We start from the raw sequence: 14,341 nt of genomic DNA on the forward strand, positions 1-14,341 counted from the left end.
CAAAATTACGCAGCCCTGCGGACAGTTTGCGCGTTTATGTTCAACTAATCAAGGTGGCAGGACAATCTGTCCCGGAATTATAGCGAAAATACACGATCCGTGGAAAAAGCGCGCAAAACCGGGGCATTGGCATTAAACGCGTGGCGCCAAGTCACGCGTTCGCCGGATTTGTGGCCGATCCGAACAGTTCCCAATTCACCATCCATGAAAAGGCATGCGATCCGGCCATGATCCTTGAGCTGCGCGAGCAACGCGTCAGGCACATGCTCGACCCCGCCCTGAATCAGGATGACATCGTAGGGGCCATGTTCGGTTGCACCCTGCTCCAAAGGCCCGACATGCACGATTGCGTTATCTGCGTCTGCTTCCATCAAAACGGTTTGGGCCTCGGTGGCGAGTTCTTCATCCTCTTCCACCGCAACCACAAGCTGCGCCATCTTTGCGGCAACAGCAGTAGAATACCCCATCGCCGGCGCGATATCGAGTACGACCTCATCATTGGAAATATTCAGCGCATCCAACATTTTGGCAAGCGTCCGAGGCTCCAGCAGGCAGCGACCGTTCCCCAGATCAAGCAGCCCTTCAACATATGCTGCCTCGCGCTGCGCATCGGGCACGAAGTTTTCACGCCTGACGCTAAGCATCGCATCTATAATCGGAAATTTCGTGACATCAGAAGGCCGGATTTGCGTATCGACCATAGTGCGGCGCCGGGCTGCAAAATCTGTCATTGGATCGCTCGTTCTATTCCCTTGGATGCTGGGCTTGTGCCATATCCGGATAAAACCGGCAACGGCTCAGGCATCGAAACTTTTGTTGCAGAACAAGAAAGTGAACCTGTTTCCGATATGGCACGCCTGCGCTTGCTGAATTTTCGCCGCAACCCTCTGGACGCCCCAGAAGAAAGCTGTTAAAACGCCTGTCACACCACAGCAAGTATTTGATTTTACTTGAAAAGGCGAGTTGGCGGAGTGGTGACGCAGCGGATTGCAAATCCGTGTACACCGGTTCGATTCCGGTACTCGCCTCCAATAAAATCAAAGACTTGCGTCATCCTTACTCTCCTTCACTGCCATTTTTGAAACAACCGTTGAAACTTTCACGTTTCGGTCTTGCTTCGTTCCATTTGATTTCTTGCCTCTTGAGCGCGCTTGGCGAGCTCTCTTTGCCGGATCGGCCCACCGTACTTTTTCAGCATCTCAACGCCTGAATGGCCGGTGACGGCTTTGACCATCTCGTCATCACATCCTGCCAGATACAGCTCAATCGTCGCATTTTTCCTGAGCCCGTGCGTTTTGTAGTAGCTCGCCTTCTCGTGCTGCATCTTCTTTTTGATGGTGCGCATTTCCTCCGCAACGATCCGGTAGCTCACTGGTCGACCCTTGGCGTCGGTCACAACGGTGCCGTCCGTTCGTGCGAGCCCGTCGAGATGGGCTTTCAAGCGGTCGGTGAGCGGGATCCACAACGGCTTGTCGGTTTTTCCCTGCGTGAAATCGAAACCTTCATCGGAGAAGTGCTCCCATTTCATCTTCACGACATCGCCAATACGCTGTCCTGTACCAACGCAAAGCTCGTAAACCAGCCGCGCCCTCTTTGAAGCCAGCGCTTCAAACTCGGCGCGAACATCATCTGGCCAAGGTTCCCAGCCGTCGCTCTGCTGCTTGAAGAGCGGAATGCCCTTTGCCGGATTGCCGTGCTCCTTTTTGATGAAGCCAATCAATCGGGCGTGATTCATCAGGACGACCATGACCTGGACAAGATAGTTGGCTTGCCGCCAATGATCCGCATTGGCCCGGTGCAATTCATAAATGTGATGGGTTTCGATCCTGCCCGGGTCTTTGTCGGCCCAGATCTCACGAATGTGGCTGATATAACGCCGATAATCGGACCTCGTCCGAGGCTTCAGCTTCTTGTAGGCGTCGCTCTCATAGTAGCTGAGAATCAGCGCCTCAAAATTGCGCTTCACCGGCGCTGGCGCTGGTTTTCCCTTCAGCAGACGATTGTAATGATCCCAAAATTCCGGCGTGCCTGCTTCCTCGTGCATCATGAGCGAGATACCGCGCGAACGCCGGATGAACCGGAGATACCCCCGGTCATTGTAGACGTATTTGGGCAGGCTCTTGCGAGTCATTCGCCCATTCTCAGGTCACTGTTGAGAAAGTCGTCTGCCGCCTCTGGCGCGACCATGTTGGCATCGACGATGACACTGCCATCAGGCTTGATCTCAAATTTTGCCCGCTGCCAACCTGCCTCCCGCGCCTCGCGGATGAAGGCCGAGGCAGCCTGTCTCGCCTTTGTCTGTACACTTGCTTTGGTCATCTGATCGACACCTCCCTTAATCGTTAACAACGCGCACTATCATCCTGATCCATATTGATATTTCCAACTGATCCGAGTGTGGACCGCCTGTCTTTTGCCGCGCGAATGGCGCGGATCACTTCTGAATTTTGGGAGTTGCCATTGCGATCAGACTCCACCTTGATCCACTCTTTGAGCTCTTGCGGAAGCCGAAGCTGCATTGGTTTACGACTGTTCATGAAACGCCTCCAGGTTGAAACCACGCCTCGTTAGTGGCATTTAGCCACTATTGCGTCAATTGCTTTTTATGGCACAGTGCCACCATGCCAGAACAAAGCTCTCAAAATCAGGATAAGTTCATCGTGCGGCTGCCAGACGGCCTGCGCGATCGAATACGCCTCGCGGCTGAGGCCAACCACCGCAGCATGAATGCTGAGGTCGTTGCCCTCCTCGAAGAAAACTATCCGGCTCCTGTGCCGGAAAAACTGGATGACCCCGCAGCGAGGTTGCTCTTCTGGCTCGCCAAACGCATCCGTCGAAGAAACCCAAAGCCAGGGACGCCTAGGGACAAACAAGCCGCCCTGTATGAGCGCATTGCGGGCGATATCGCGGAGCGTATGAAGGACATCGGCGAATAGCCTTAGTAGGCCACCCACTCATTACCGTGGTTGCCTTCGTAATCTTCCCATTCCACACCTACCCCGCGCCGCCAACTCGATGACGAACAGCGCCGTGACGGCAGAACCCACTGCGGGGCGGCGGCTGGTGTCGTGCGTTGCCAGCCGAAATCGCCCTGCATACCGTAGGTCCCGAGACGCATGTTGTAACTCTCAGAGCAATCATCATCGCGACCGCGTTCACGATGGCTGTAGTACCGCACATCCCAGACGCGGATCGAGCGCACGAAATCGAATTCCAGACCGCTGATGTCGATATCGGCACCGCCTTCAGCCACCTGAGCCTGAAAAACTCGGGCGAGTGTCTGGCCATTGTGGTTGCTGGCCTCCCAGATCTTTGGGGCCGTGCTTTGCAATGGCGCGCGCTCAGAAACACCCATCGGACAACGCCAGATTTGCAACGGCGGCTCAATCGGCCAGGGCGTGATCCGGCGGATAAACACGGCACGGGCATGGGCACATTCTGCTGATGCAGGCCACCCACCAGCCAGGCAAAGCAGAATGGCGCAGTCGACCTGATAGGCTTTCGCCGCCTGCGGAGCCACGCTGCAGAAAAGAGCCGTCACGGCTCCAACAACCCAATTCCTGATGAACCAGCACCACATGTCAATAGCTTCCTTTTGAATACATTACTGTATTATTGACACACTACTTCTTCTCTCCCCCTCTACACCATATGCGAGCATGCCCTTTGTAAGGCTCGCGCGCATTTTGTGGAATATATTCCGTAGAGCGGTTCTTGTGATCTGGCCGAATACAGGCCATGAAATTGAGGGAACAAGTAGGGCTAAACATCCGGAATCTAAGAAATTCCAAAGGTATGAGCCAAGAACAACTAGCTTTGGCTGCGGACGTGGACCGCAGCTACATCAGCGAGATCGAACTCGCCAAGAATTCAGCATCAATCGATATTCTGGAGCAAATTGCGCTTGCCCTCGATGTTGCCCCAAAGGAATTGTTTAACGAGAGGGGCTAGTTTTGCCCAAACTTGAGAGTGTTCGCACAACGGCCGAAGCCATCGGCCGTATTTCCTGCATCGAGACAGGCGAAGAAATCGGCCTTCTGTATCAGTGGGACAACGGCGAGACGCAGGCGGCGTTGTATTATGACAGAGATCATGAAGCACAAAGTTGCTCACATCACACGGCTGAACATGACATTCAGGTAAAACATGGCTAAGCGCCTGAGAGTGCCCGTTTGGCAGAATGAAGCGGATTGCGCGAACGACTACATCGGTAACGCGCGAATTCGTCATTGCAATTCCGTTTGTTTGAAACCGCTTGCCGTCTACACGTTTAGCTGGAAATAACCAGTGGTGCGCGCTGATTTTTCAATGCTGTCGACTGCTCGGCAGCAACAAGATTTTGGCGTTGCTAAACAAGCCTAGCGGAGCCTAACCATGACATTCGAGCATTATCGCCATGCCATTCCAGATTGTAGAAACGTGCATGATCCGCGTCTCTTGATCGCCAGGGAAGGAGCACTCGAAGTTCGCTATGCGCCTTTCGATCATATCAACCACGATGCCAAACTCGTAATCCTCGGCATCACTCCAGGTGAACAACAGGCTGACGCTGCAATTCTCGAAGCAGGTCGTGCTTTGCGCTCGAGTGAGTGCGATGCCGTTGCACTATCTCGCGCCAAGGCGCACGCTTCCTTTGCCGGCCCCATGCGCACCAACCTCGTGGCTATGCTAGATGCGATCGGATTGAATAGAGCGTTTGGAATTGCTTCTTGCGCATCCCTCTGGGATGCAAACGTTGATCTGGTGCAGTTCGCCTCAGCATTGCGGTATCCAGTTTTCAAAGACGGAAAGAATTATACCGGTTCGTCGCCAAAGATGACTTCCTCTACTCTCCTACGCCAACAGTTGCTTAGCTACACCGCGCCAGAACTCGCATCGATCCCGAATGCTCTAGTCCTGCCGCTTGGCCCGTCTGTGATAGAAGCTTGTCGCTATCTCGTTCAAGAAAACAGGCTGAACCCTCTTCGCATCATTGAAGGCGTGCCGCACCCTTCCGGTGCCAACGGTGAACGCATTTCATTTTTTCTAGGACGGAAAGAAAGAAATGCGCTCTCAAAGAAAACTGACCCAGACAAGATCGAGGCTGGACGCGAGGCTGCACGCCAAACGATCGCGAAGTGGCGTGCAAAAGCGTAAGCAAACGCTAGTCCTAGAAAGTGATTTCTTGGCGGAACCTAATTTGAGCTTGGGTGAAGGATGCTCAGAGGCCTTCAACGAAGGATCACATTGAACGCGGCTTTCTCTAACAGATGACGGGCGTCATTTTCTTACGCCGTTTAGAAGTTCCAAGACGCGCCCATAGTCTCCACTGACCCCGCGCGCTTGTTCGAAGACCTCTCGCCTCTGCTGATCAAGGCAACGGAAGTACCGCTCGACATCGGCAAAATACGTCTCCGCATCGCGCCTCAACAGGTCAGCATATGCCCGAACGTCGTCGGCATTGGTCGGCATCCACGGCTGCACAGGCGGCGGGCAACTGCCCGCGATCGCGGCAGATCCCCAGCTCAGGACGACCAGACCCACCCATGTTTGTTTCAAAAGCGCCATATTATCTTGGCTCAGCCACTCCGTTGCAGTAAATTTGTTTCAACGCATGAAAGGCGCAATAACTCAAATTGCACCTATTGATTGCAAGATTATAATATTGTATCGGTTCGGTAGTCCATGAGGGACTGCCGGGTCAATGCACAATTCTGCAAGGCTCGATCCTATGAATTTGATGCAAGACGCCCCTAATGTTGTCAGTGAAGACGGGCTGCGCACACTGCTTGCCGAGGGTCACTCGGCGGATGTTGTGTGCCGAGTTACGCCCACTCGTACAGGTGCTCAGTGGTCCGGAGTTTGGACCGTGCATTGCGTCTCGCCTGATGGCGAGACGCGTCGCCTGCTCGTCACTGCACGCAACAACATGGCAGCTCGGGAATTCAAGACAATCAACGGCTTATCCAGCTTCCTTGCCGGGCTTGGCGTTTCGATCATTTCTATCCCGATGTTCGAGGGCAAGGTCGCCTCGCACACACTGGAAGACGCCAGCTAAGCCACTTGCTGTCCTCGCAGCATTCCTTGCTGCACCCGCCTATTCTGAAGGTTTCGTTCTTTCTATGCGGGCCGATGGCCAGTTGGAGACCAAAACACCCCAATCAGGTTTTGCACAGAGGTACGTCGATGGGATCGGCGCGAACCCACCCGAACTGATCGTTTTCGCGGTACCTGAGCCTGAAGTGCCGCGATCTGCACCCGCTCCCGCACTTCCTCGCCCTGAGATCCTCGCAGCCCTCGAAAGCACCGCGCATCGTTATGGCGGGCACCCCGCATTGCGCCGCGCGGGTTTGTCTGTTTCCGAATGGCAGGCACTCTTCCAAGCCAATATCGAGATCGAAAGCGCCTATCGCCCGAACGCACGTAGCTCGGCAGGCGCGATTGGCCTCGGGCAGTTGATGCCTGCAACAGCCGCGCAGCTCGGCGTTGATCCGCATGACTGGCAGGCAAACCTCGATGGCTCTGCCCGTTACCTTCTGATGATGTTGGCGCAGTTCGGCACGCCGGAACTTGCACTTGCCGCCTACAACGCCGGACCGAACGCGGTCGTACGCTATGGCGGTATCCCTCCTTACCAAGAAACCCAAAATCACGTGCGCCGCGTCATGGCCGTGCGTGATCGACTGACTGGAGCCTCCTGATGCACAAACATTTCCGCACGATCCTATCGCTGGCGCTAGCCAGCTTGATGCTTGCCAATCCCGCATTTGCACAGAGTATCGATCTCTCGCCGGTGCAAAACCTTTTGCAGGGTATCGTCGACACGATCACCGGCCCCTTGGGCATTGTCATCGGCACCTTGGCATTGATCGGTGTATTCCTCTCCTGGCTCTTTGGCATCCTCGACTTCCGCCAAGCCCTTTGGGTGCTGGTGGCCATTGCGGGCATCGCAGCTGCGCCGACCATCGTGACCGCCATCTGGGGCGCGTAACTCCGACATGGCAACGCAAACCCGCCTCTTCCTCGGTCTGATCCGGCCGCCAAAGCTCATCGGCTTGCCGATCATGTATGCCATGGTTTGGCTGTTCGGGTTTGTGTTGCTGTTTCTCTGGGTCCAGAGCTGGCCGGTGATCATCATCGCCGCTCTGGCCTATCCTGCGCTGTGGAAAGCGGCGGACTGGGATCCAGCCTTTCTTGAGGTGATGGTTACAGCGCTGCAGGAAACGCCACCCACCCCGAACCGCAAGATCCATTCGGGGGACAGCTATGCTCCATGACCCTTCGGATGAACTTGCCACGCTGCCGGACTGGGCGCGCAAAGAGCGGCCGATGGCCAGCATGCTGCCCTATGTCAGCCTCGTGAATGATGTGACGATCCGCACGCGCGGCAATGCTTTGTTCCAGTGCATCCGCCTTGATGGGGTCAACAGCATGACTAGTGATGACGCGCATCTGGAGAAGATCCGAGCGCTCTTTGCTGCAATCATTGCGCAGATTGGGCCAGACTACAGTTTCTACGTTCACAAGGTCTCGAAGGCCATCGAGACCAGGCTGCCGCCGGTGCCCGAGGAAGGATTTGCACAAGCGCTGGACACCCGCTGGCAGACAGCCATAGCGCGGGCGGGGCTTCGGGACAAAACGCTCACGCTGACAGTGCTGAAACGTCCTCACCTGCGCGCAAGGCTGCACCTGAAGCGCTCAGACTCAATCGCGCACCTGAAAGAACAGACGGCCAAGCAGCTGCGCAAGCTCGAGGAGGTCGTCGGATTTCTGCGGTCATCCTTTGCAGAGATGAATCCCCGCTTGCTTGGGGCCGAAAACGGCGAGCTACTCGGGTTCCTCGGCGCGCTCAACATCGGCCAAGAGCGACCGCTCTTCGCAAAGTCCCGCTTTGGCGTCATTGCCGAGGACTTGGCCAACACCCGCGTCACGTTTCAGGGGCGAGGCTTTGTGCTCGACGATGGGGCGGCGGGCAAGCTGTTTGGCACAAGTTTTGCGATCAAGACTTACCCTGCCAAAACCAACTGCACCATGTTCGATGAGCTGAACCTGCCCGTCGACATGGTGGTCACGCACTCCTTCACACCTATCAACAGCAACATCATGGCCAGCCGGATCAAGCGCCAACAGCGTCTGATGAAGGCCAGTGATGATGGTGCGATTTCCCTTGCTGAAGAACTGGTAGACGCGCTGGATGATCTTGAATCCAAGCGCCTCAGCTTTGGCGATCATCACATGACGGTCACGGTTTTCGCCGAGACCGAGGAAAAGCTGGAAGCCATCGCCGCTGAAGTGCGCAACATCGCGGCTAGTGAAGGCGTCAATCTTGTCAATGAGAGCTTTGCGGCGCGGACGCATTATTTCGCGCAGCATCCGGGCAATGGGCAGATGCGCAGCCGTAAGGCCGCCATCACGAACACGAACTTTGCCGATCTCGCCGCGCTGCATCGCGGTCAACTGGGCAAACCTGGCCACCAACTGCCTTGGGGCAAGCCGATTACTCTCTTCCCGACGCCTGAACGCTCAGGCTTCCTGTTCAACTATCATGAGACGGGTCAGCCGGACAAAGAACCGACCGGCGGGCATACCTTGATCCTCGGCCGACCTGGCTCTGGCAAGTCAGTGCTGTCGGCCTTCCTCATGACCCAAGCGCGTCGCTGCGACGCGCGCGTGTTCGTCTTCGACTATCGCGCGGGAATGGAAATGGCCGTACGCGCCAATTGCGGCCGCTACAGCGCTATCAAGGCGGGCGAGGCAACCGGTCTGAACCCGCTGCGCACCGAAATCGATGGGCGCGGGCAAGCCTGGCTTTCCGATTGGCTTGCCACGCTGCTGCATCGCACCGACAAACCCCTGAGCCCGGTTCAGATCAACCGCATTCAAGAGGTGACGCGCCAGAACGCCGGGGCGAGCGATGCCGCCCTTCGCAACTGGCAGGATTTGGCCTCGCTCTTTGTGGCGGGAGCTGACGAAGGGGATCTGTTCGAACGGATTCAGGAATGGACCTCAGATGGCCGCTACGGCTGGATCTTTGGGCAAAGCGCCGAGGATACCTTCTCACTCGATGGTGATGTCGTCGGGTTCGACCTGACCGGTATTCTCGACAGTGAAAGCGAGAAGGAACGCATGGCGGTCCTGTCCTACCTGTTTCGGCGGGTGGAGCGCGTGATCGAGGACCGCAAGCCAACGCTGATTATAATCGATGAGGCCTGGAAGGCGCTCGACAACCCTTATTTCGCAGATCGGCTCAGCAACTGGCTTGTGACCGCACGCAAACAGAACGCTGTCGTCGTGATGATGACCCAATACGCAAGCCAGCTCGAGAAAACACGCACCGGCAAGACGATTGTCGAGGCTGTGCCGACGCAGCTTTTGCTGCCCAACATCCGCGCCTCTGCCAGCGATTACACTATGCTGGGCCTCACTGAAAAAGAGCTCAGCGTTCTGCTCGGCACCGGCAGCAACTCCCGTCTGGCGCTGGTGCGCGATGATCAAGGTTCTGTGGTGATCGATGCCGATCTAAGCGCGCTTGGCCCTTACCTCACGATCCTTGGCGGCATGGAAAAAGGCGAAGCGCTGGTCGGCGCTGATTACCGCCAGAACCCCGATTTTTGGAGACAGATTGATGCGTAGACTTTGCGTGCTGACCCTCACCCTTTTGACCCTGACGGCCTGCGCGGAGTACCGGCCATCAGAAGCTGAATGCTTCAACTCCTTTGCCGAGGTCAGCCGCAGCAACTGCAATTTCGAGCTGCTCGGGCCGATTGGTGGTCTCGGTGATTAAACACCGCCTGCATATCTTTGCGGGCTTGGTGTCGCTCGCCGCACCGGTGGCTTTTGCCCAAGGCGTGCCAACATTTGATGCGGGCATGTTCCTGCAGCGTGAACGCGTGTTGCAGCAAGGCGGACAAGATCTGGCGCTGCAGCGGGAGCGGCTGACCAAAGAAGAAGAGCTTGAAGCGCTCGAGCAGGAACAACTCCAAGCGCTGGAAGACATCCTCGATGCCTCGACGCTTGCCAGCGGGAACTCAGGCGCGCTGGTCGCGAATTTGGAAGCTGGTTCATCACCTGAAAGCGCCGCGGAGACGCTATATGGTTCGGTCGACCCAAACCCCGGCGCAGCCCAGATGTTCGGCGATGCCTCTGGCTCGATCGAACAGCTGATCATTCGGGCCGCGCAAGAAACGCACCACATGTCTGGCGTGCGCGCGGCGGGCCTGTCGCCCAAGCAGTGGCGCTGCCTATTGCAGGCGCTGATCTGGCAAGAAAGCCGCTTCACCATCGGCGCGCGCTCACCTGTTGGCGCATTCGGCCTAACCCAGATTATGCCCGGCACTGCGCAGGACCTCGGGATCTACCCGGCCTATTTTGAAAATCCCTACATCCAGGTCACGGGCGGCGCGCGCTATCTGGCTCAAATGCTGGCCATGTTTGACGGCAACATCATTCACGGGCTGGCCGCCTACAATGCAGGTCCCGGCAATGTGCAGCGCTACGGTGGCGTGCCGCCTTTTTCCGAGACCCAGCACTACGTTCAAGTGATCCCCGAGCGCTATAATCTCTACCTTGCCCGCGTCGGCGGCGTCGACGCGCTTGGCACCATTGATCCCGTCTTGCTTGCCAACTCGACCATGAGCCTCACCTCGCTCAGTGCAGGTGTCTATGGCGATTACTCCTTGGTCTCCGTGCAAGCGGCCGCGCTGCGCGTGCAGGACATCATCAGGCGTATTGGTCAGACCGATGACATTCACGCGGCCATGTCGCTCAACACCTATGCGCGGGCCGAGCTCGCTCGCCTGATCGCAATTCGCACGCGCCTCAAGGCCGCTCATACCCGCCCGCTCAGCGCGGCAGAGCTGGCCATGGCGGCCGCGCAGGCGCGCGAACAAGACTTCATGCAATTCGATCTGGAGGCACTCCGATGATCCGTTTTCTATCCACCGTTGCCACTTGCGCGTTGCTGGTTGCCTCGCCCTTGTCTGCCCAAGGTGTGCCGACGGTCGACACACGCAACATCGCGCAGGAAATTCGCCAGCTGCAGCAGATGCTGGAGGACTTCGGGATCCAGACCGACCAGCTCGACACGCTTCTCGAACAACTCGATCTAGTGCAGCAGCAACTCGACACGCTCAAAGAGACTTACGCCGCGCTGACCGGCGCGACGGATACCATCGAAATGGCCATGGGTGGTGATCTCGACGGGCTGCTCGATCAGGAATTCGGAGATCTTCTTGGCACCATCCGGCAAATCCAGAGCGGCGATTTCAGCGGGCTCATCGGCAATGCCGCCCCTCAGATGGAAGGCCGCATGACGCAAGCCCTCGAAGATGCGGGGTTCGACCAAGATACCCTCTCTGACATGGCCAGCAGCGGCAATCCGGGGGCTGAGCGCATTGCCAGCCAGGCGGGCATCGGGGCAGTGATGTCGGCGGCCGCTGAGAACAGCTATGACGAGGCCGCGCAATCCCTCGAACGGGTCGAACAGCTAGTCTCATTGATCCCGGACATGGAAACGCTCAAGGAAGCCGTCGATCACAACACACGCGTCACAGCCGAACTGGCGATTGCCATGACGCGCATGTGGGAACTCGAAGCCATTCAGACCGTCGGCGCGGGCCAATCCGGCGTGGTGGATGCCGCCACCCTGGCCGAAGAGCGCCGCTACATGGACTTCACACTGCCAGACCTGCGCGCGGACTGACCCCATGAACAGCGAGGCAGAAATCATCGAAGAGGAGCTCGTCTACGGCGCACGACGGCGCGAGCTTATGTGGCAGAAGCTGGGGCTGACAGGCATGGCGTTTGGCATGGCAGGTTGCCTGGCCGCCGCCCTCGTTGCCCTGTTTGACGTGGACGCGCCGCCCATGATCGTGCCCTTTGATAGCGAAACCGGCATGGCCCTCCCTAATGCCGTGGTTGAAGCGGTCTCACTCACGGAACGCCCCGCTATCATCGAGGCGCAGGTTTATCGCTATGTCATTGATCGAGAGACATACAATCAGCTCGACAATGACGTGCGCGTGCGGCGGGTCCTAGACCAGTCGGACAGAGCTGCGGCCGCAGGGCTACGCGCACTTTGGACCAGCGGCCATGAGGCCTATCCACCGGACAGCTACGGCACAGATGCCCGGCTTGAAGTCGAGGTTTTGTCGATCACCCATATCAGCGCCAATCGTGCCCAGGTGCGCCTGCGCAAGCAGCTGAATTCGCCGCGCGGCAGTCAAAACGGGCTCTTCACCGCAACGCTGATGTTTGAGTTTCGGCCCGAGAATAGCCGGTCGATCGACGATGTCTGGCAGAACCCCTTTGGCTTCACCGTCACCGAATACGCGATCCGCTCGGATCGTTTGGAGTAACCAATGCGCCGCCTGTTCCTGATCCTCGCCTTCCTCGTTCCGCTTGCAGGCATCGCCTATGCAGAAACCCAGCCGCGACAAGGCCCCTATGATGCCCGTGTCCGGCTGGCCAGCTATCAGGATGGGCAGGTCTACCGCATCCGCACCAGCCTGACCCATGTCACCAGCATTGAATTCGGGCAAGGCGAGACCATCCGCTCGATCATTGCGGGCGATACCGAGGGCTTCCTGTTGGACGGCGTGCCCGGTGGCCAGGCTTTTGCAATCAAACCGGTCACGCGCGGGGCGCATACCAACATCACCGTCTACACCAACCGGCGCAGCTATTATTTCAACGTGACCGAGGCGAGTTCGCCGACCTTTTACGTTATTCGCTTCACCTATCCCGAGGCGGAACCACGGCAATCGCGTGTCGCTGCCACTGCGCCAGCAAACCATGCCTATGGCGTCAGCGCGCGGTCCGAGATCACCCCACGCGAAATCTGGGACGACGGCACCTTCACCTATTTCCGCTTTTCCACAAATGCGCCGCTGCCTGCGATCTTTCGCTGGTCAAACGGCAATGAGCGCAGCGTGAATGCGCTCGCGCGGCCAGATGGCGTGATCCGCGTCTCAGGTGTCAGTGATCGATGGGTACTCAGGCTCGGCGAGGACGAGATTTGCGTCCAAGAGATGAGCGAGGCAAATCATGATGAGTGAAACAGCTGAGCTTAAGAAGCGCCTCGAAGCACTTGAAGGTAAACCACAAAACTCAAAGTCGCAGCCGTCTGTTGTTACGATTGCCCTGGGCATCGGGGCAATCTTGGCTCTTGGCGGTCTCTTGCTGTTGTTCTCTGGCGGCTCTGAACCCGAAAGCCTGGAAACCGCCTCACCGGACGAATTCCAAGCGGCCGGTCCGGGGTTTGGAGCCCTTGAGCCAACCCCTGCACCGACAGACACATCCCGACCGCCGGAGCCGGAACCGGCCAGCGAAACAGAAGAGCTGCGTGCGCAAATGGACGCCATGCGGCGCGAGCTCGAAGCCATGCGCAACGCACCTGCACCTGAAGCCCCAACTGTCGACCTCGAGGCATTGGAAACCTTGGGCGCAGAGATCGACGCCCTGCGCAGCGAGGCAGCTACAACGCAAACCGCCTTGCGCGAAGAGTTGGAAGAACGTGCGCGGCAAATCCAGCGCCTGCAGAACGATCTTGAGCTTGCACGCCTGGAAACCCCTCGCACACCTGCACCAACCGGCCCAACGGCCGAAGAGCTGCGCCTTCAGGAACTCGAGCGGCGACGGCAAGCGGAGCTTGAGGAGCTGCAAGCCCGTATCGCCAGCCCAATCATCGCCTTTGGCGGCACCGGAGGCGGCAACAATGAACCCGCCGCGCAGCAGCGGCGGCTTGATGGCGACACAGACTTTGTCCGCAACGGCGCTGAACCTGCTGAGGTGACGCAAGCCCAGTTGATCGTGAACCCGTCAAACACTGTTGTTCAGGGCACGATGATCCAGGCCGTGCTGGAGACCGCAATCGACAGCTCGCTCGCCGGACAGGTCCGCGCGATGGTGTCCGAAGATGTCCACGCCTATGACGGCTCGCAGATCCTTATCCCGCGCGGCGCACGCCTCATCGGGCGGTATCAATCCGGCCTCGACATCGCACAGCAACGCGTGACGATCGCCTGGGACCGGATCATTCTGCCCAGCAACCAGACCGTCGAAATCAGTGCCTTCGGTGGGGATGAACTGGGGCGGTCCGGCACAACCGGCTTTGTCGACAGCCGCTTTGGCACGCGGTTCGGGTCAGCCGCCCTGATATCACTGATCGGAGCCTTGCCTGCCGTCGCGGCGCAGAACACCGAAGACGAGATCACCTCGGATGTGCTCGAGGGCATTGGCGAAGACTTCCAAGCCAGCGCGCAAAGCGTGATGAGCGAATACCTCTCCATCTCGCCCGTAATCTACGTCGATCAAGGTGCCCGCGTCACCGTAATGGTCGACCGTGATCTGGAGATTTTCTAAT

Annotated in this window: 22 protein-coding genes and 1 tRNA gene; 17 read left to right on the forward strand and 6 right to left on the reverse strand. The window is 57.7% G+C overall.

What is annotated here, in order from left to right:
* Nucleotides 1–77 precede the first annotated feature (77 nt).
* A complete protein-coding gene (locus tag AC2FJ6_RS03460) occupies nucleotides 78–731 on the reverse strand; it encodes a protein-L-isoaspartate O-methyltransferase family protein (protein WP_170770250.1) in 654 nt (217 codons plus the stop codon).
* Between AC2FJ6_RS03460 and AC2FJ6_RS03465 the strand changes: the two genes are divergently transcribed.
* Both AC2FJ6_RS03465 and AC2FJ6_RS03470 read left to right on the forward strand, forming a co-directional pair.
* Nucleotides 687–914, forward strand: coding sequence for a hypothetical protein (locus tag AC2FJ6_RS03465; protein ID WP_170769851.1), 228 nt, complete (start codon nucleotides 687–689; stop codon nucleotides 912–914). The genes AC2FJ6_RS03460 and AC2FJ6_RS03465 overlap by 45 nt on opposite strands.
* A gap of 43 nt (nucleotides 915–957) precedes the next feature.
* A tRNA-Cys gene (locus tag AC2FJ6_RS03470) sits at nucleotides 958–1,031 on the forward strand.
* 68 nt (nucleotides 1,032–1,099) lie between these two features.
* Here the strand turns inward: AC2FJ6_RS03470 and AC2FJ6_RS03475 are convergent.
* The 3 genes from AC2FJ6_RS03475 to AC2FJ6_RS03485 are packed head-to-tail and all read right to left on the reverse strand — an operon-like array spanning nucleotide 1,100 to nucleotide 2,537.
* The gene (locus AC2FJ6_RS03475; protein ID WP_496668357.1) at nucleotides 1,100–2,131 is read right to left on the reverse strand and encodes a site-specific integrase; all 1,032 of its coding nucleotides are present in this window, start codon (nucleotides 2,129–2,131) and stop codon (nucleotides 1,100–1,102) included.
* Complete coding sequence (locus tag AC2FJ6_RS03480) at nucleotides 2,128–2,319, reverse strand: hypothetical protein (protein ID WP_027259529.1); 192 nt, start codon at nucleotides 2,317–2,319, stop codon at nucleotides 2,128–2,130. The genes AC2FJ6_RS03475 and AC2FJ6_RS03480 overlap by 4 nt, the downstream gene beginning before the upstream one ends.
* 23 nt (nucleotides 2,320–2,342) lie before the next feature.
* Entirely contained in the window at nucleotides 2,343–2,537 is a 195-nt protein-coding gene (locus tag AC2FJ6_RS03485) for an Arc family DNA-binding protein (RefSeq protein ID WP_332936462.1), read from the reverse strand.
* Between the two features lie 84 nt (nucleotides 2,538–2,621).
* On the opposite strand from AC2FJ6_RS03485, the gene AC2FJ6_RS03490 reads away from it, so the two are divergent.
* Nucleotides 2,622–2,936, forward strand: a complete 315-nt coding sequence (locus AC2FJ6_RS03490) for an Arc family DNA-binding protein (RefSeq protein ID WP_040103946.1) — start codon at nucleotides 2,622–2,624, stop codon at nucleotides 2,934–2,936.
* Between the two features lie 2 nt (nucleotides 2,937–2,938).
* On the opposite strand, the gene AC2FJ6_RS03495 is transcribed toward AC2FJ6_RS03490, so the two are convergent.
* Entirely contained in the window at nucleotides 2,939–3,541 is a 603-nt protein-coding gene (locus tag AC2FJ6_RS03495; RefSeq protein WP_496668359.1) for a hypothetical protein, read from the reverse strand.
* 197 nt (nucleotides 3,542–3,738) lie between these two features.
* On the opposite strand from AC2FJ6_RS03495, the gene AC2FJ6_RS03500 reads away from it, so the two are divergent.
* The 3 genes from AC2FJ6_RS03500 to AC2FJ6_RS03510 all read left to right on the forward strand — a co-directional run bounded on the left by AC2FJ6_RS03500 (nucleotide 3,739) and on the right by AC2FJ6_RS03510 (nucleotide 5,136).
* Nucleotides 3,739–3,951 carry a helix-turn-helix domain-containing protein gene (locus AC2FJ6_RS03500; RefSeq protein ID WP_035920163.1) on the forward strand — a complete coding sequence of 71 codons (213 nt, stop codon included), beginning with the start codon at nucleotides 3,739–3,741 and terminating at the stop codon, nucleotides 3,949–3,951.
* 2 nt (nucleotides 3,952–3,953) lie between these two features.
* Nucleotides 3,954–4,154, forward strand: a complete 201-nt coding sequence (locus AC2FJ6_RS03505) for a hypothetical protein (protein ID WP_496668361.1) — start codon at nucleotides 3,954–3,956, stop codon at nucleotides 4,152–4,154.
* 220 nt (nucleotides 4,155–4,374) lie between these two features.
* Nucleotides 4,375–5,136, forward strand: coding sequence for a hypothetical protein (locus AC2FJ6_RS03510; protein ID WP_496668363.1), 762 nt, complete (start codon nucleotides 4,375–4,377; stop codon nucleotides 5,134–5,136).
* 123 nt (nucleotides 5,137–5,259) lie between these two features.
* Here AC2FJ6_RS03510 and AC2FJ6_RS03515 read toward each other — a convergent pair whose 3' ends face one another.
* Complete coding sequence (locus tag AC2FJ6_RS03515; protein WP_496668365.1) at nucleotides 5,260–5,547, reverse strand: hypothetical protein; 288 nt, start codon at nucleotides 5,545–5,547, stop codon at nucleotides 5,260–5,262.
* 163 nt (nucleotides 5,548–5,710) lie between these two features.
* Between AC2FJ6_RS03515 and AC2FJ6_RS03520 the strand changes: the two genes are divergently transcribed.
* From AC2FJ6_RS03520 to AC2FJ6_RS03570, 11 genes are all read left to right on the forward strand, one after another.
* Nucleotides 5,711–6,037, forward strand: a complete 327-nt coding sequence (locus AC2FJ6_RS03520; RefSeq protein ID WP_496668367.1) for a hypothetical protein — start codon at nucleotides 5,711–5,713, stop codon at nucleotides 6,035–6,037.
* A gap of 64 nt (nucleotides 6,038–6,101) precedes the next feature.
* Complete coding sequence (locus tag AC2FJ6_RS03525; RefSeq protein ID WP_496668369.1) at nucleotides 6,102–6,680, forward strand: lytic transglycosylase domain-containing protein; 579 nt, start codon at nucleotides 6,102–6,104, stop codon at nucleotides 6,678–6,680.
* Nucleotides 6,680–6,970 (forward strand): TrbC/VirB2 family protein, encoded by a 291-nt coding sequence (locus AC2FJ6_RS03530; protein ID WP_496668371.1) that lies wholly within the window; start codon nucleotides 6,680–6,682, stop codon nucleotides 6,968–6,970. Before AC2FJ6_RS03525 ends, AC2FJ6_RS03530 begins: the two co-directional genes overlap by 1 nt.
* Nucleotides 6,971–6,977: 7 nt before the next feature.
* Nucleotides 6,978–7,256: a VirB3 family type IV secretion system protein gene (locus AC2FJ6_RS03535; protein WP_024096577.1), complete on the forward strand. Its 279-nt coding sequence runs from the start codon at nucleotides 6,978–6,980 to the stop codon at nucleotides 7,254–7,256.
* A complete protein-coding gene (locus AC2FJ6_RS03540; protein ID WP_496668373.1) occupies nucleotides 7,246–9,612 on the forward strand; it encodes a VirB4 family type IV secretion/conjugal transfer ATPase in 2,367 nt (788 codons plus the stop codon). Before AC2FJ6_RS03535 ends, AC2FJ6_RS03540 begins: the two co-directional genes overlap by 11 nt.
* Nucleotides 9,605–9,763, forward strand: coding sequence for a hypothetical protein (locus AC2FJ6_RS03545; protein WP_496668375.1), 159 nt, complete (start codon nucleotides 9,605–9,607; stop codon nucleotides 9,761–9,763). The genes AC2FJ6_RS03540 and AC2FJ6_RS03545 overlap by 8 nt, the downstream gene beginning before the upstream one ends.
* The gene (locus AC2FJ6_RS03550) at nucleotides 9,756–10,904 is read left to right on the forward strand and encodes a lytic transglycosylase domain-containing protein (protein ID WP_496668593.1); all 1,149 of its coding nucleotides are present in this window, start codon (nucleotides 9,756–9,758) and stop codon (nucleotides 10,902–10,904) included. The genes AC2FJ6_RS03545 and AC2FJ6_RS03550 overlap by 8 nt, the downstream gene beginning before the upstream one ends.
* The gene (locus AC2FJ6_RS03555) at nucleotides 10,901–11,680 is read left to right on the forward strand and encodes a type IV secretion system protein (RefSeq protein ID WP_496668377.1); all 780 of its coding nucleotides are present in this window, start codon (nucleotides 10,901–10,903) and stop codon (nucleotides 11,678–11,680) included. Before AC2FJ6_RS03550 ends, AC2FJ6_RS03555 begins: the two co-directional genes overlap by 4 nt.
* Nucleotides 11,681–11,684: 4 nt before the next feature.
* Nucleotides 11,685–12,335: a VirB8 family type IV secretion system protein gene (locus AC2FJ6_RS03560; RefSeq protein ID WP_496668379.1), complete on the forward strand. Its 651-nt coding sequence runs from the start codon at nucleotides 11,685–11,687 to the stop codon at nucleotides 12,333–12,335.
* A 3-nt stretch (nucleotides 12,336–12,338) separates the two neighbouring features.
* Complete coding sequence (locus AC2FJ6_RS03565; RefSeq protein ID WP_496668381.1) at nucleotides 12,339–13,034, forward strand: TrbG/VirB9 family P-type conjugative transfer protein; 696 nt, start codon at nucleotides 12,339–12,341, stop codon at nucleotides 13,032–13,034.
* The gene (locus AC2FJ6_RS03570) at nucleotides 13,027–14,340 is read left to right on the forward strand and encodes a TraB/TrbI/VirB10 family type IV secretion system protein (RefSeq protein WP_496668383.1); all 1,314 of its coding nucleotides are present in this window, start codon (nucleotides 13,027–13,029) and stop codon (nucleotides 14,338–14,340) included. Before AC2FJ6_RS03565 ends, AC2FJ6_RS03570 begins: the two co-directional genes overlap by 8 nt.
* Nucleotide 14,341 lies beyond the last annotated feature (1 nt).

This window comes from Ruegeria sp. CDSA089, assembly GCF_059612205.1.

What these genes read in the sequence shown, in the direction of transcription:
- AC2FJ6_RS03460 (WP_170770250.1), bottom strand. Translation starts at nt 731, where the DNA reads ATGACAGATTTTGCAGCCCGGCGCCGCACTATGGTCGATACGCAAATC.
- AC2FJ6_RS03475 (WP_496668357.1), bottom strand. Translation starts at nt 2,131, where the DNA reads ATGACTCGCAAGAGCCTGCCCAAATACGTCTACAATGACCGGGGGTAT.
- AC2FJ6_RS03480 (WP_027259529.1), bottom strand. Translation starts at nt 2,319, where the DNA reads ATGACCAAAGCAAGTGTACAGACAAAGGCGAGACAGGCTGCCTCGGCC.
- AC2FJ6_RS03485 (WP_332936462.1), bottom strand. Translation starts at nt 2,537, where the DNA reads ATGAACAGTCGTAAACCAATGCAGCTTCGGCTTCCGCAAGAGCTCAAA.
- AC2FJ6_RS03490 (WP_040103946.1), top strand. Translation starts at nt 2,622, where the DNA reads ATGCCAGAACAAAGCTCTCAAAATCAGGATAAGTTCATCGTGCGGCTG.
- AC2FJ6_RS03500 (WP_035920163.1), top strand. Translation starts at nt 3,739, where the DNA reads ATGAAATTGAGGGAACAAGTAGGGCTAAACATCCGGAATCTAAGAAAT.
- AC2FJ6_RS03510 (WP_496668363.1), top strand. Translation starts at nt 4,375, where the DNA reads ATGACATTCGAGCATTATCGCCATGCCATTCCAGATTGTAGAAACGTG.
- AC2FJ6_RS03515 (WP_496668365.1), bottom strand. Translation starts at nt 5,547, where the DNA reads ATGGCGCTTTTGAAACAAACATGGGTGGGTCTGGTCGTCCTGAGCTGG.
- AC2FJ6_RS03520 (WP_496668367.1), top strand. Translation starts at nt 5,711, where the DNA reads ATGAATTTGATGCAAGACGCCCCTAATGTTGTCAGTGAAGACGGGCTG.
- AC2FJ6_RS03525 (WP_496668369.1), top strand. Translation starts at nt 6,102, where the DNA reads ATGCGGGCCGATGGCCAGTTGGAGACCAAAACACCCCAATCAGGTTTT.
- AC2FJ6_RS03530 (WP_496668371.1), top strand. Translation starts at nt 6,680, where the DNA reads ATGCACAAACATTTCCGCACGATCCTATCGCTGGCGCTAGCCAGCTTG.
- AC2FJ6_RS03535 (WP_024096577.1), top strand. Translation starts at nt 6,978, where the DNA reads ATGGCAACGCAAACCCGCCTCTTCCTCGGTCTGATCCGGCCGCCAAAG.
- AC2FJ6_RS03540 (WP_496668373.1), top strand. Translation starts at nt 7,246, where the DNA reads ATGCTCCATGACCCTTCGGATGAACTTGCCACGCTGCCGGACTGGGCG.
- AC2FJ6_RS03545 (WP_496668375.1), top strand. Translation starts at nt 9,605, where the DNA reads ATGCGTAGACTTTGCGTGCTGACCCTCACCCTTTTGACCCTGACGGCC.
- AC2FJ6_RS03555 (WP_496668377.1), top strand. Translation starts at nt 10,901, where the DNA reads ATGATCCGTTTTCTATCCACCGTTGCCACTTGCGCGTTGCTGGTTGCC.
- AC2FJ6_RS03560 (WP_496668379.1), top strand. Translation starts at nt 11,685, where the DNA reads ATGAACAGCGAGGCAGAAATCATCGAAGAGGAGCTCGTCTACGGCGCA.
- AC2FJ6_RS03565 (WP_496668381.1), top strand. Translation starts at nt 12,339, where the DNA reads ATGCGCCGCCTGTTCCTGATCCTCGCCTTCCTCGTTCCGCTTGCAGGC.
- AC2FJ6_RS03570 (WP_496668383.1), top strand. Translation starts at nt 13,027, where the DNA reads ATGAGTGAAACAGCTGAGCTTAAGAAGCGCCTCGAAGCACTTGAAGGT.